This is a genomic window from Streptomyces malaysiensis subsp. malaysiensis, assembly GCF_040653035.1.
GTDB lineage: Bacteria > Actinomycetota > Actinomycetes > Streptomycetales > Streptomycetaceae > Streptomyces > Streptomyces malaysiensis.
Window position 1 is genome coordinate 14,904 of sequence record NZ_JBEZNG010000042.1, and the last position, 13,331, is coordinate 28,234.

11 protein-coding genes and 1 pseudogene are annotated in these 13,331 nt (G+C 66.3%); 4 read left to right on the top strand and 8 right to left on the bottom strand.

The window, feature by feature from the left end; genetic code table 11:
- Positions 1–85: 85 nt before the first annotated feature.
- Both AB0E24_RS42355 and AB0E24_RS42360 read right to left on the bottom strand, forming a co-directional pair.
- Positions 86–754 (bottom strand): helix-turn-helix domain-containing protein, encoded by a 669-nt coding sequence (locus tag AB0E24_RS42355; protein ID WP_359385097.1) that lies wholly within the window; start codon positions 752–754, stop codon positions 86–88.
- 14 nt (positions 755–768) lie between these two features.
- On the bottom strand, positions 769–1,011 hold the full coding sequence (locus AB0E24_RS42360) for a hypothetical protein (protein ID WP_359385099.1): 243 nt from the start codon (positions 1,009–1,011) through the stop codon (positions 769–771).
- A 743-nt stretch (positions 1,012–1,754) separates the two neighbouring features.
- Here AB0E24_RS42360 and AB0E24_RS42365 point away from each other — a divergent pair.
- Positions 1,755–2,564 carry an IS5 family transposase gene (locus AB0E24_RS42365; protein WP_359385101.1) on the top strand — a complete coding sequence of 270 codons (810 nt, stop codon included), beginning with the start codon at positions 1,755–1,757 and terminating at the stop codon, positions 2,562–2,564.
- Positions 2,565–2,573: 9 nt separating this feature from the next.
- Here AB0E24_RS42365 and AB0E24_RS42370 read toward each other — a convergent pair whose 3' ends face one another.
- Positions 2,574–3,593, bottom strand: a complete 1,020-nt coding sequence (locus AB0E24_RS42370; RefSeq protein WP_359385103.1) for a CehA/McbA family metallohydrolase — start codon at positions 3,591–3,593, stop codon at positions 2,574–2,576.
- Between the two features lie 341 nt (positions 3,594–3,934).
- Between AB0E24_RS42370 and AB0E24_RS42375 the strand changes: the two are divergent.
- The 3 genes and pseudogenes from AB0E24_RS42375 to AB0E24_RS42385 all read left to right on the top strand — a co-directional run.
- A pseudogene (locus tag AB0E24_RS42375) lies at positions 3,935–4,283 on the top strand (IS5/IS1182 family transposase); the annotation flags it as partial.
- A 592-nt stretch (positions 4,284–4,875) separates the two neighbouring features.
- Positions 4,876–5,916: a hypothetical protein gene (locus AB0E24_RS42380; RefSeq protein WP_359385106.1), complete on the top strand. Its 1,041-nt coding sequence runs from the start codon at positions 4,876–4,878 to the stop codon at positions 5,914–5,916.
- On the top strand, positions 5,865–6,479 hold the full coding sequence (locus AB0E24_RS42385; protein WP_359385108.1) for a hypothetical protein: 615 nt from the start codon (positions 5,865–5,867) through the stop codon (positions 6,477–6,479). Before AB0E24_RS42380 ends, AB0E24_RS42385 begins: the two co-directional genes overlap by 52 nt.
- 49 nt (positions 6,480–6,528) lie before the next feature.
- Here AB0E24_RS42385 and AB0E24_RS42390 read toward each other — a convergent pair whose 3' ends face one another.
- From AB0E24_RS42390 to AB0E24_RS42410, 5 genes are all read right to left on the bottom strand, one after another.
- On the bottom strand, positions 6,529–7,164 hold the full coding sequence (locus tag AB0E24_RS42390) for an SMI1/KNR4 family protein (RefSeq protein ID WP_359385110.1): 636 nt from the start codon (positions 7,162–7,164) through the stop codon (positions 6,529–6,531).
- A 481-nt stretch (positions 7,165–7,645) separates the two neighbouring features.
- Positions 7,646–8,704 carry a hypothetical protein gene (locus AB0E24_RS42395; RefSeq protein ID WP_359385112.1) on the bottom strand — a complete coding sequence of 353 codons (1,059 nt, stop codon included), beginning with the start codon at positions 8,702–8,704 and terminating at the stop codon, positions 7,646–7,648.
- Between the two features lie 255 nt (positions 8,705–8,959).
- Positions 8,960–9,676 carry a restriction endonuclease gene (locus AB0E24_RS42400; RefSeq protein ID WP_359385114.1) on the bottom strand — a complete coding sequence of 239 codons (717 nt, stop codon included), beginning with the start codon at positions 9,674–9,676 and terminating at the stop codon, positions 8,960–8,962.
- A 40-nt stretch (positions 9,677–9,716) separates the two neighbouring features.
- A complete protein-coding gene (locus tag AB0E24_RS42405; protein WP_359385116.1) occupies positions 9,717–10,397 on the bottom strand; it encodes a restriction endonuclease in 681 nt (226 codons plus the stop codon).
- A 566-nt stretch (positions 10,398–10,963) separates the two neighbouring features.
- Positions 10,964–13,174 (bottom strand): DUF262 domain-containing protein, encoded by a 2,211-nt coding sequence (locus tag AB0E24_RS42410; RefSeq protein ID WP_359385118.1) that lies wholly within the window; start codon positions 13,172–13,174, stop codon positions 10,964–10,966.
- Positions 13,175–13,331: the final 157 nt, after the last annotated feature.

Consider the following 13,331-nt stretch of genomic DNA (forward strand, 5'->3'; position numbering starts at 1 on the left):
TCGACCGGGCTGACGAAACCGGGACTTCAGCGAAGGCCCCAGCCGCTGCTGAGCGCGGCTGGGGCCAATCGCCTGACCAGGGCATTCAGGCGGCTCTCACGTGCTGATGGTGGCTCTCTCGTGCGCCAGGAGCGCCGCGGTGGTCCGAGCGGCTGTTGCCTGTGGCCCACTGGCGGTAGGCGTCAGCCCGGTCCCACGCGTCCTCCCAGGCGCCGGTGGGCGCGCGGGAGACGCCGCACGCCTCCACAAAGTGGATCAGCAGCCTCTTCGCGGGCATCCGCTCCCCGCGGAGTACCGCCCCCACGGTGCTGTGCGGCAGGAGTGTCACTCCGTGGGAGGTCGCCCTGTCCTCCAGTTCCCGCAAGGACAGGCCGCCGGCCTCGACCTGCATGGCGCGCATCGCCTGGAGCAGCTGCGCCGGGGTGTGGATGAATTCGGGACGCAGGACCGGCTCGCCGCGGATACCCGGCGAGGCTGAGCGGAGGGAGCGGCGCTGCTCTGTGGCAGCGACCCACATCCGGCGAGCCTGCCCCAGGTCGCCACCGCAGGCGGTGGCGAAGGCCTCGACGACGGGCCAGCGCGGCACGGTGGTACCGCGGGCAGCCCGCCAGAGCGTGGCCGGTGCGAAGCCGGCCTGTGTCGTGTGCGCCATCTGCTGGTAGGTCAGTCCCGCCTGCCGGCGCAGTGACCGCAGCCACTGCGCCAGCTCGATGGCGAGATCAGCCTCCCCATGGGCGCTCGGGGTGCGCCCCATTCCGGGTTCTCCTTCTACAGGGTCCGGGAACGGGGGGCGAGGGCCGCGATCGTGCAGCGGAGGAGCTCCACCGCGAGGAGACCACCGGCGGTGATGGTGGTGATGACCGTCTCCAGCGGCATCCGGCAGGTCACCATCGCAGCGGTCAGGAGGACGACCACGATCACGACAGCCACAGCAGGGGCCGGTAGCAAAGTGCTGCCGGTCCGGCCGGGGCCTTCCACACACAGCGCGTGAACCTGAATCTTGTTGTTCAAATTCTTCTCCCTCGGCTCGTTGCCACTCGACTCGGCCCCGGCACGGGATCCGCTGCGTTGCAGCGCAGCGAATACGGGACCTCAGCGAAATGGTCGGCTGTCAAGGGATGAGGCGACAAGGCGCTTATGCGCTTCCATTTCACCTTGTCCCAGCCGGAGTTGAAACCATCATCAGGTAGCCCCGCAGGTCACCCGATGCCTCGGTACCCCCGACGCGGGGTTCGTCACCTGCATCTGTCCGACGTAGCGGCCTTGATCAGCATTGCGTGCCCCCCACCTTCATCTGCTTCTCTGTACTGGTAACTCGCCACGGCACCGAGCAACTATCCGGAAGGGAGGCGGAGATGACCCCAGCCGTCCACGGGGGAGATCCAGCAGGCCCTCTTTCGCGCCGCCCTGGCCGTGCGCATACGGAGCCCCGCACACGCATGGGCGTGTGACGCCCGGGCCCGAACATTTCACACCAGGCTTCCCCGGCCGTTGCCACTCGACGCAACAGGGGATTCGGTCGTCAGCTGTTGCAGCGGCGGCGACCTTTGGTGTGGCCGTCCACCACTCGCGGACGGCCACACCGATAAGACCCACCGTCATTGGCCAGGCACTGGAACAGGCGCCGGTATCCACCGACTCGAGGATGAACAGCCGACCCGCCACGACCTGCTCACCAGCCAGTAACTGATCGTTTCAGAATGAGTTGAGTCGTAAGTTTTGTGCCCGGTTACCTTCGTGGGCAGGGTGTCCGGGTGGGTGCTGATCTTGTTCCGGATGACTTGTGGGAGCGCGTGGCTCCGCTGCTGCCGCCCGCTCCTGAGCAGCGCCACCGCTACCCCGGGCGGCTGCGCGTTCCCGACCGGGCGGCACTCGCCGGGGTCATGTACGTGCTGCGCACCGGTGTCGCCTGGCGCGATGTCCCGGCCGAAATGGTCGGCTGCTCCGGGGTGACGGCCTGGCGTCGGCTTCGGGACTGGGCCGAGGCCGGCGTCTGGCCGCGCCTGCACGCAGCCTTGCTGACCGAGCTGCGCCACGCCGACCTGCTGGATCTTGACCACTGCGCTGTTGACGGCTCGCATGTCCGGGCCCTCAAAGGGGGGGATCACGTCGGCCCCTCGCCGGTCGACCGCGCCCGCCCCGGTTCCAAGCACCACCTGATAGTCGACCGGCGCGGAACCCCGCTTGCCGTCAGGCTCACCGGCGGCAATCGCCACGACGTCACCCAGCTCCTGCCGCTGCTCGACGCGGTCCCGCCAATCCGGGGGCTGCGAGGACGGCCTCGCCGCAAGCCGCGGCACCTGTATGCCGACCGGGGCTATGACTTCGACAAGTACCGCCGCATGCTGTGGAAGCGCGGCATCAAACCGATGATCGCCCGACGTGGCGTGGCCCACGGCTCGGGGCTCGGCAAGGTCCGTTGGGTGGTTGAGCGGGCCTTTGTTTGGCTGCACCAGTTCAAACGGCTCCGGATCCGCTACGAACGACGCGCCGACCTCCATCAGAGCCTGCTTGAGCTAGCCTGCAGCCTCATCTGCCTCCGTCGCCTACGCACCGTACGGTGAAACGAGCGGTCAGGCGAGGATAATCGGATTGGTCAGTGCGGCGACGTGCCCGTTGGGGTGGCGGACCTCGATACGGACGAACGCTGAGTCCTCCGCCGTTGTATCCCACTGCACGACACCTGCCCCATCACCGGGGAGAGACGCCCGGTGAACCTTCCCTCGATCGGTGTGGAAGCTGACGGTCCCCACCGGGGCACCTCGCACTGTTGCCTGTACTTCGACCTGCCCACCATGAGTTGCGAGCTGTTCTCCCACCCCGGCAACGCGACCATCGGCATTGGCAGTGAACGATACGTCCACGTCCGCCGACTCGGCGATCCAGCTGCGGCCGGCACGGATTCCGGTCAGGATTGCCTCCGTACTCAGCTCCTCGGCGAAGACCACCGTGTGAGGGATGCCGATCTGCCCCTCCAAGTGGGTGTCGCTGTTGCCCATCGCCGGCCGCCACGACCCCGTGTGGATGTCCGCTGCGAGGCTCATCCCCCACTCTGCCAGGGCAGCCTCGTTGTCAGCGTTCCAGGGCCGGTCCGAAGTCCACAGCCCGTTCCAGACCTCCACCACGTCGAAGCCCCGCAATGGGAACATGAAGTCGCCTGACGGATAGGGCGCATGCGGGTGCGCGGCCACGCACAGGCCCCCTACTCGATGGACCTGGTCCAGGCACTGATCGATCAGCCCGTCCCTGACCCGGTGGTTCCAGTCGACGACCTCGCCGGGGTTGATGCCGAGCGCGAGCCAGTGCCCGGTCCTCGTGGTCACTTCCTCACCGAGAACGATCAAGAAGTCATCGGCAGCCAGATGCCCCCATACACCGGGCTCCGCAGCTGAGTTGTGCTCCGTCGTCGCCATAAAGTCGAGCCCGGCAGAGCGCGCCCGAGCGGCCAAATCTTCAGGAGTGAGTTCCCCGTCCGAGTGGACGGAGTGGACGTGGCAGTCCCCGCGGTACCAGGCCGCCCCGCGTCCGACCGCCCGCGCCGGCGGGAAGCTCAAGCTCGACAAGGTTCTCCTCCCAAAGTCCTGTCGAGCCAACGCGCAACCAGAGTTACCGGTTCCGTTGCACCACTGAGCGCCGTCTCAGCCGAGAGGTCAGATCAGATCGCATTCTGAAACGACCAGTAAGCCTTGACGGAGGGGACTTCAACGGCAACGAGCTATCTGCCGGGAGAGCGTGCCCCTCGCCGCGCGAGCCTGAACCGACCCTCTCCCCACCCGGACCAGTCCAGTATCCCGCGGCCCGCACTCCGGTGCTCGAAGCCACGAACAAAGAAGAGCACGACACCCTGGCCGACATGCTCGATCACCTGCATCACCTCACCGCCCCCATCCTGACCACCTGCTCGCACCGCACCTCACCGGGTCGAGGGAGCCCGCTCATGCTTGGAGGCACCTACCAGCAGCACGCCGACCACACCTGCTCGGCAACCACAATGCGGGCTCGACGGGACGAGTGGATCGCTGTGAGCCTCTTCGAGGGGCTGCACCAGCCGGCGCTGGATGCCTACCACGAGGCCATCGGCCTGGACCTCGAGAATCACCTGGTAGACGGTTGCCTCGTGAAAGCCCCTGGCAGCGGCCAGAATACCGGGCGCAGCCCGGTAGACCGGGGCAAGAGCGGACTGGTGCGCTCGGTACTGGTCGACGGTGGAGGTTGCCACTGGGGCGGGGGTACTGGCCGGCGCGAACCGCAACGACTCGCCGCCAGTGCGCCCCACCCTGGAAACCGTTCACATCTGGTACCTGCCAAGAGAAACGCTTGTCTTATTTGACTCTCTTGCTCGGTGATCCAGAGCCCACGTAGACAGGGCGGCGGCACGACAAAACAGACCTACGAGGCCGCGCCCCGGGGGGCCGCAACCGCATCGGGGCACCGGCATGAGAGGAACCACGTGCACTTATCCCGTTACCGCGCAAGAAGACCCTCCGCGGTCTTCCGCCGCATCGCCGTAGGCATCGTCACAGCCGCTCTGCTGCTGGGCTCGGGGGTAGCAACTGCGGCAGACAGCGAATTCACCCCCAACCCGGACCCTCACGCGCCTCCGTCGTCGAGGCCCGCCGCCGGGCCCGAGTCGTTAACCCAGGCCGGCAACCGGCCAGTCTCGGGCAAGAATCCGTCCGCGGGCCCGACCTTCAAGCAGGACGCGAACAAGGTGTGGCAGGTCGACCGGACCATGGCCGTGCTGCGTAACACCGTCACCGACGCGGACGGCACAAGGCAAACCTGACCTTCGAGGTCTACTCGGTCGGCGCCGACGGCAAGCCGGACAAGCAAGTCAAGATCGAAAACAACCAATACGGTGTCAAAGTCTCACCCATGGTTGCCTCCGGGAAGCCTGCTGAGGTCACCGTGGATGCCAAGTGGCTCGCGCCTGGCAAGACCTACGCCTTCCACACCTCCGCTTACGACGGCACCCTGTATGAGACCGACTGGTCGCCGTGGGCGACGTTCCATATCCGCGACCGCGTGGTGGATATCAAGCTGCCGGAGCCAGACAAGGACGCTGCCGCGGTCGGCTTGGACGCCTATCAGGAGCCGCAGAAAGCGCAGCGGGAATACGACGATCCGAACGCCAGGAGCGGTCGGCCCGCCCCGGGTGAGAACTGCTCGGACGCCGGCGACAACGAGGTCCTCTGCGCGGAGGTCGGCGAGGTCGGCGATCTGACCAAGAAGCAGCAGGCGTCCGTGGAGAATCGTCTCCGCAGCACGCGGGATGCGGCTGATCTCGTCAAGTGGTGCAGCGATGTCTCCTCGGGCACGGACTGGTTCAAGCGCACAGAAGCCTGCATGAAGAAGGCGACGCCCCTTTACGGTCGCATGTACAGCAAGTTGCCGGATGGGCAGACCATCCTGGTCGGCACGGCCACGTTCGCGTCCGTCATCCAGATCAAGCTGGACCCGCAGTCGACCACGTTCCAGCAGGAATGGACGCTCCTCCCGGTCGAGTTCGTTGACTTCGAGGGCAAGTCATCCGAGTGGGGCCCGCTGACGGTTACTCCGAAATTCTCGTGTGAGCCGCAGTGCTCCACGAGCGGACCCATCTGGCGAGGGTTCCCGACATGGACCACGACGGGGACAGACCTCCACCCTGCTGTTGCCACCTTCACCCACACCGCTTCGGGCACGGATACCAGTGACACGTCCACGGTGAAGATGGTGTGGAACTGGTCGATCAGGACCCCCGACACGACAGCGGAGTTGAACCAGGGTGAGATGGGGACCTCCACGCCGGACCTGGACGTCCGCTGCGACAAGGTGGCCGATCCGGCCAGGCCTGGCTGCGTGTTCCACAAGTACAAGCCGACATGGGTGATGAACTCAAGAAGACCCCGGCTGCGGTCGCGCACGCGTGGCTGATCCAGTCGAAGCTGCCCAACCACCCCGGCAGCATGACCGCAGGCAAGCCGATGAAGTACCTGCCCAAGGCGGACAAGAACCAGCACAACCGGGACCCGCAGAAGAACCGGGACGTGATCTGCCCCTCGGGCTGGGCAGCCAAGAACGGGCATCCAGACACCACCGTTGTGACGGACATCGCCCCGAACGACACAGCGTCGTGTGACGAGTTCGCGTACGCCGCCTCCTACAACAGCGGCGGCATGCCCAAGTCCATGGACGGACTGAACGAGGTCGCCAGCGGAGACGCGTGCGTGCAGAGCTATGCCACGCGTGTAAAGCAAGGCGAGTGGCACCTATACGACGACGAGCGCATAGCCGGTCCCACGTGGAAGGAGGTCTGCGGGCGCTCCAGCATGTCGAGCTGGATCAACACCACTTCCATGGCCAGCTTCTCCGGCGCCTTCGCCGCCGGGGGCAAGTACCACCTATTGGACGCGGACGAGTACTGGGTCAAGTTCCCCGAGTTCGCGCACTGCGACGCCGGCAAGGCAACCGTGAAGTGCACCGTCCCTGAGCCGTAAACGACCAGCTGGTGGTCCAGGGGGTCCGCGCGCTCCCGGGCCACCAGCCCTAACGGGGACCGTCGAGTTTGATCATCCCGTCGGGGAACAGCCGTGGATCCCTGGGATCAACCCAGGTCAGCCCCTGGCTGCCGGTCAGGACCGGCCAGCTGTGCCTGTCGTCCATTCCATCCGGCCGGTGCAGACACCGGCCCTCCTCCAGCGCCGCAGCAAGCTCCTCCAGCCAGTCCACCAGCGGCCAACCCCCACGCCCCAACGGGTACAGATCGTCTCCACCGTCGACCGACCAGTGCCCCAGGTCGCCGTAAGAGGGCTCACCCCTCCGCGCGTCCACATACCATCCGGACCAGGTATCCCCGGCCGTCCGCGCGAACGGCAGAATGCCCGCCTCCCGCTCCCAGTCCCGCGTACGCATCCGGTACTCATCCACCAGGTCAGTCAGCGGCAACATCGTCATGCCGGACGGCAAAATCCCACAACCATGGCCCTCGTCGAAACCATCATGAACCCGATACCACGCCGCGAGCGCCGCCGGGAACTCCACTCCTATCCCCGCCTCCGCCGCCGCGATGTCGGCTTCACCAGCCGGAGGACGCAGCACATCGGCCGAAGCAGCAGCGTGCTCACGCAGCCACGCCTCGATCCGCCCCCAGGCCGCGGCCACTCGTTGCGTATCGTCACTCATGGGTGAACACCCTATCGGCCGCAGTCGGCACGACCACGACCATCGCCGACGGCAGCTATCCAGGCACGGCCTCGCCACGCCTCCGTCTCCGCAAAGGCGAAGTGAGCTGTGCTGAGGATTCGCAGAATCCCTGATGCTACGAGTGAGAGAGGGCGGCCACGCTCAGAAAACCGAAGGCCGCGGCCGCGCTGAGTGGCTTCTGCTAGGCCATGGAAATTTTCGTTCGCGTGGTGCTCCCTTCCGATGTCACCATCACCTGCTCCGGCGGGACCGCGACCTCGGCAAGACCGGCCTCGTGGTCTGCTGTGCGGGCATCTGAAGGCCAGTCTCTTGCTGCCTGCGCGAGCCGACGCAAGAGTCGCTGTCCCCTCGGGCTGCGCCTCTGGCTCGAGTGCCGTCTCGTGAGGGCTGGCGAGCTGCGCCTCCTCTTCTGGCCAAGGGGCCCTTCCCTCTGGACGACCACATCCTCGGATACGGCCTGCTACGACACGAGCCGCAGAAGAAGGAAGAGCACCAGCAGGGCTCCCAGGGCCGCTGCGGTGATCTGCCAGGTTCTCTGCCGCGAGGGCAGTACCAGTACCTGAGGTGAGGTGTTGGTGGGGAAAACGTAGTAGACCCGGTGCGGGTGCTGGTGCGCCTCGACGCGGGCCAGCCGCAGGTATGTGAAGGTGGCCTGCCGGGCGATCTCGCCTTCGCGTGGCGCGAGGTGGGGCTGCACGAGATTCCGAAACGCGTCGGTCAGATCTGCGGGGAGCGTGTCTTTGTGCGTCAGGTGGGCCCGGTGCCAGTCGCCGCTCTTGCGTGCCTCCTCCCAGGCCAGGTAGGGCACGCCTGTTTTGGGATGCTTGATCTTCTCGGTCAGGGGCTTGCGGCTGATCGTGCCCTGGATCCATGTGACGGTTCTGCCGGTGCCTTTGCATCTTTGGTGAGGGACGGTCCCGGCCCGGTCGCAGTCGGGGCAGTCCCGTACGCCGTGCCCGTCGCATGTCGGGCAGGGGACGCGGGCCCGGCCGTGGCAGGTGGAGCAGGCGGAATCCGGTGCTCCGCACTGGCGACAGGTGGCCCGATCGTCCCCCGGCTGCTGGCCGTCGGGGGTGTTGCGGTTCCTGGTGCCGGTGCCGTCGCAGCGTAAGCAGGAGTCGATGCCGCGGCAGGCAGCGCAGGCCGTGAACGGATCACACGCCAGATCTCCCCGGCCTTGGCAGCGCGGGCAGGCGGTCTTTCCGTTGCTGCAGTCGCAAGACCGCTCGGTTACCGACCCACGCCGCACCAGTGTCACCGTCTGCGTCGTGGTGAGGTCCTTCGGCAAGGCGACGCGGTGGCGGGCGAGGGTGTCGTACTCCGGCCGGTCCGACAGGTCGATGGGGCCGTAGTGTTCTCGCTCCTCCTGCCTGCGGGTCTCGATGGACCGCACGATCTCGCCCTCCAGGAGGGAATGCCAGGTGATCTTCGCCGTGTCCGGCAGTCCCAGCTTCGAGGCTTCACCGCGCTCTTCGATGCGTCGCCGTACCGCTTCCAGGACATTCTTTTCGTCAAGCACGCAGCTCTCCCCTGCCGTCGGGCTCCGGCCTCCCCATGCTTCCCACGGCGGCCAGCACCGCGGGCGGAACCCACCTCGGGACAGTAGCGAACCCTTGGTCGTCCCGAAGGGCAACCGTCACTCTTTTTGACCAGCACCCAGGAACAGGGTTGCGATCCTCTGTCTGTGCCCGTGAAGAAGGGCACGCTACGCGCATCGTTGGCGGCCGAGGAGGCCGAGCGGCGGACGCGCGGGGGCGGCTGCAGTGTGGTGGCGTCACCGTGTCGTGTTCTGAACGCCGAGGACCTCGTAGAGGTGCTGACCGTGGGCCCATCTCTTCAGTTCCGGGCGGCCCATGAGGATGAGCTGGTGGTGCTGGGCGAAGTCGACTGCCGGCTGGGTGAAGCTGTTCAGTGCGATCATGATGGGGAGGTCGGCTCCGTGGTGCAGGCGGGCCGTCCCGTTGAACTTCTGCACGTGCCCTGATCCCACTGGGTTCTGGTACTGCTTGCACTGCAGTATCAGGAGACGGTCTTCGCCATCACGGGCAGTGACATCCACGCCGAGGTCCCCGGCGCCGCCGACCCGCCGCGGGCCCCGGAATCCGTCACGGACCAGAAGATCGGCGCACGCCTGCTCAAAGCCCGTCGCACTCATCGCGGAGAGCTGCTTCATCTTGAACGTCAGCACATCAGGGTCGGCCGAATCGTCAGACGGATCGACGAACGTCTCCTCAGGGCCGACATAGATGCCAGCGTCGAGCAGGAACGACAGGAGCCTGCCGAGCAGGAGAAGCACGAACAGCCCGCTGGCGACGATGAGCCCGGTCCACCACGGGTGATCGGCTATCAGGCCCCACAGGTCAACGGTGATCCACCGACTGACGTCCTCGGTGAGCCACTCCCAAAGCATCTTGGCCGCGGTCAGCGTGAGGACTGTGTACAGCAGGAACTTCAGCAGCGGGTCGAGCGACCCGTCTTCTTCGAACACCACACCCCCAGATGTGATGGATGATGAGCAGGGACTCCGCCGGTCAGGCCGCGCGCCTGAACCGGTTCGGACGGGAGCGCGCGGAGACTTTGAGAAGTTCGTGTAGGGCGGCGCCCCTCCCGGCCCAGCGCTGCAGCTTCTCCCGGTCAACCCAGTGGACGCCGTGCCGGTCACCCCACGCCATGGCGTCCCGAGTGAAGGCCCCGTTGGTGACGACGACAGCGTGATCGGCCTTATGGACCGGCCCGGCCGTCCCCTTCACCGCGTACATCACCGATGACCCCACCTTCCCGCCCACGCGGGTGTGCTTGGCTTGCACGACGATCCGACCGCGCTGTGGGTGATCGCCGATGACGTCGGCGGCCTGGTCGCCACCGCCGCCTACCCTTCGGGCCGACCAGCCGTCGCGAATGAGCAGGTCCCGCAGTGCGATCTCGAACTCCCTGTCGTTCATGGCGTCGATATCGGCCAGCATGATCCGCAAACGTGCCAGCAGGTCGGACCGGGCCCGCCGTGCCCGGGCTGAGCGGAGCAGCCGCCAGAGCCCGTAGATGAGACCACCGGCAGCCAGAACGAGGAGGAACGGCCACCCCCGGACCACTGCGCTCTGTGCCGCGAGGACCATCTGGAACAGCAAGGTCACCGCGGCCAGAGCGACGACTGTGGCCGCGATGTGCTCGCCGGTGCCGCGGGGCTTGCGCAGCCGTAGCCGGCGCCGGGCCATCAGGGTGCCGCCGGGGCGGACACCGAGGGCTTGGGCGACGGCGGCTCATCGGACTTGGCCTCGCCGAAGCCGAAGACCTGGCCCCACAGCCAGACGCCCGCAACCAGTGCGGCGATCATCCAACCGCTCATCTTCTTCCCGCCAGGGCGCGGGTTGCGCCGTATATGGCTGCGGACTACGTGGTATCCCTGCGGTGGCATGCTGCTTTCCCCTCCCCTTGGCGGCCGCCGAGTGCGGCACAGCCCGTTGGGAATTGGTGTAGCAACGGGCACTGACAAAGGCCGCTGGATGATCAAGGAATGCGCCGCAGATAAGGCACGAACAGGCCATCGCTGGCTGGACAAGCAGTATCCCGTTCGATTCTTCCCGGCTAGGCGCCCTGACCGTTGGTCGAGAAACTCGTGGTCGGCGCCTCGACCTCACATGAAGATCGGAAAACACACGCCATTATGTCCCCGTCGTTTGCTCTTAGCTGCAAGAACAGCTTCACCAGCCGTCATCGAGCATGAGTCGCAAATGGCGAAAACAGGGCCGTGTTCGATTCGCGTGTATGGGCCATCGCTGCTCTACATGTGGCCAGCCGCCACTGCCTGGTCTCGCAGGGTGCGCAGGCTGAGTCGCGCGCCCGTCTCGTCCTCGATGTGCCATTCCTTCATGCCCTGGCAGGTTTTGGTGCCCCGGACGACGGCGCCGGCTTCGTCCACTCGTCCGTAGGGGGTTCCTCCGGTGGCGTTGAGCACAACGCCACCGTCTTCGATGATCGTCGCCCAGTGGTCGATGGAGCGGTGGGTGGGGACGATGCGGGTTCCGGCCGTGAGGATGCGGGCGTCGAGCATCTTCGCCACGTCTGTGCGGCGGCGTGCCGTCTTGCGCCGAGCTGGGGTGGCACGCGGTTGTGGGGCAGGGTTCTGGTCGGGTTGCGGGGCGTCTTGCGGTGTCGGTGTGGGGAAGCCGAGTTGTTCGGGGTTCCAGATGAGGTCGAAGAAGTGGAGGTAGAGCTTCTGTCGGGTCTGGATGACGGGTGTCATTGCCTCTTTCGGCCCGAACGACCTGAGAAGTTTGTCCAGCTGGTGTGTCTTGATGAAGTCGCGCAGGAGTGGGTTACGGCGGTTGTATCCCGGCGAGATGATGCCGAGCAGGATGTTGCTCCGCGCGTATAAGGGGGCTTTGTCGTGCAGCGGCATGTCGTTAATGCTCGAGTTCTCCCGCCCCTCGAGCAATCCCAGGCCGCCGATTTGGTTGCGGAGGCTGCGGAAGACGACCGGGTCCGGGATTTCCTCCTCGACGCGGCTCGGATGGTTGGCCCACAAGTGTTCGATGTGGAATTGCGTCCTGTCGAGGTAGGCGAGGACATCGTGTGGCCGCTCGCAGCTTTCCTCCACGTAGGCGGTGGCGCGGGCCAGCAGGTACCTGATCTGGTGCGAGTTGTTGCCCCGCAATCCGAGAGTTGATGCCTCGGGGGTCGCGTTGCCATCGCGCAGGGCGAGTTGGCCCAGTGCGGCGGCTACGTCTGCGGGGGTGCGGCATGCTCGCAAGATCGGGACGAGTCTGCTGTGGACGAGCTCGGTGATTTCCGGTGCCTGCACGGGCAGGTCCTGTAGTACCTGCAGGGCGTACCAGCGGTCGATGTAGGCGGCCACCAGGCGGCCTTTGTCCTTCGCTTGGGATGGGGGGTCGGTGGGGCGGATGGCGGCGAGGATCGCGACCGACTGTTCGCCGAGCCCGTTGCGCTCGTTGAACAGCACCGCCTCCAGCCTGTCGCCGTCCTTCTTCAGTGCGCGGCTCGCGGCGAGGTGAGGTCTGAAGAGCCGTGCCGTCTCCAGCAGGCTCTGCACGAAGTCCAGGAAGTTCTCGGGGCGATCGGGAACCAGTCCCAGGTACTTTGCGTTCTGCCGCACCCACACGTTGAGGTTGGCGTCGATCTGCCGGCGGTCCTCGGCATGGTCGGGGCGGGCATAGCGGGCCAGCAGCGTTGCTTTGATGAACCGTGCGGCCGCGCCCGGATCTTCACGGTCGGTGGCCAGCTCTCGCAGCATCTCCTGCCAGCGGGTGTTCAGCTGGTCCTCACCCGTCCCGACGTTGGCCAGCAGATGGCTTTTGAGCAGATCGACGGCGGTGAGCCGCGCACCGCGGTCGTTCATCGTCTCGAACATGCGGTAGCCGTGGTCCTGATTGGCCGCCCGGATCCCGACCATCACCACCCGGTCCAGGATCCAGTCGGTGAACCTGTCGAGCTTGTCGGCGTCGAGCTCCTCCGCCAGCTGGGCCTCGATCTGCTGACTGCGGGCCCACAGGTTCCGGCGGGACAGGGAGTCCCCGAGCCCGGTCTCGTACACCCGGCCCTCATCGACGGCGCGCAGCACCGGCTCGTGATCACTGATCCCGATGGAGAAGTGGGCGCCGTCGGTGGTGATCGCCCTGTTCAGGCGGTCGACACGCCGCGCGTCTCCGTGATCCCTGACGCGAGCTCGTAGCTGGAGAAAGAGCAGGTGGAGCGTCACGAACCGTTGCTGGCCGTCTACCAGGCAGCGCCGGTTCTTGGACTGCTCGTAGTAGACGAACGGGCCGAGGAAGTACTGCGGCGCGTTGCCCGGCCGGCGGATGAGCGCCGGGTCGTTCGACCAGTGCGAGAAGGACGTGCATAAGTCCCGCAGCAGGGTGCGTACTTCTTCCTCGCCCCAGGTGTAGTCACGCTGGTAGTAGTCGACCTGGTAAGCGACGTCGCGGAACAGTTCCTTCAGGCTGAAGCCCTGGGACTTGATCTCGTCGACGCCCATACCGACGCTCCCCTCCACCACATGTCCGCTCGCGCCCCGTGCATGTCCATGCTGCCAACCCGTTACAGCCAGGTACAGACAGCGCCCATAACGCGCACAAGCCAGGTGCTGGCAGGCCGCCGGTGCTGGGGAGCGGCGAAGAGCAGGTCGGACAAGC

What these genes read in the sequence shown, in the direction of transcription:
- AB0E24_RS42355 (WP_359385097.1), bottom strand. Translation starts at nt 754, where the DNA reads ATGGGGCGCACCCCGAGCGCCCATGGGGAGGCTGATCTCGCCATCGAG.
- AB0E24_RS42380 (WP_359385106.1), top strand. Translation starts at nt 4,876, where the DNA reads ATGGTTGCCTCCGGGAAGCCTGCTGAGGTCACCGTGGATGCCAAGTGG.
- AB0E24_RS42385 (WP_359385108.1), top strand. Translation starts at nt 5,865, where the DNA reads ATGGGTGATGAACTCAAGAAGACCCCGGCTGCGGTCGCGCACGCGTGG.
- AB0E24_RS42390 (WP_359385110.1), bottom strand. Translation starts at nt 7,164, where the DNA reads ATGAGTGACGATACGCAACGAGTGGCCGCGGCCTGGGGGCGGATCGAG.
- AB0E24_RS42405 (WP_359385116.1), bottom strand. Translation starts at nt 10,397, where the DNA reads ATGGCCCGGCGCCGGCTACGGCTGCGCAAGCCCCGCGGCACCGGCGAG.
- AB0E24_RS42410 (WP_359385118.1), bottom strand. Translation starts at nt 13,174, where the DNA reads ATGGGCGTCGACGAGATCAAGTCCCAGGGCTTCAGCCTGAAGGAACTG.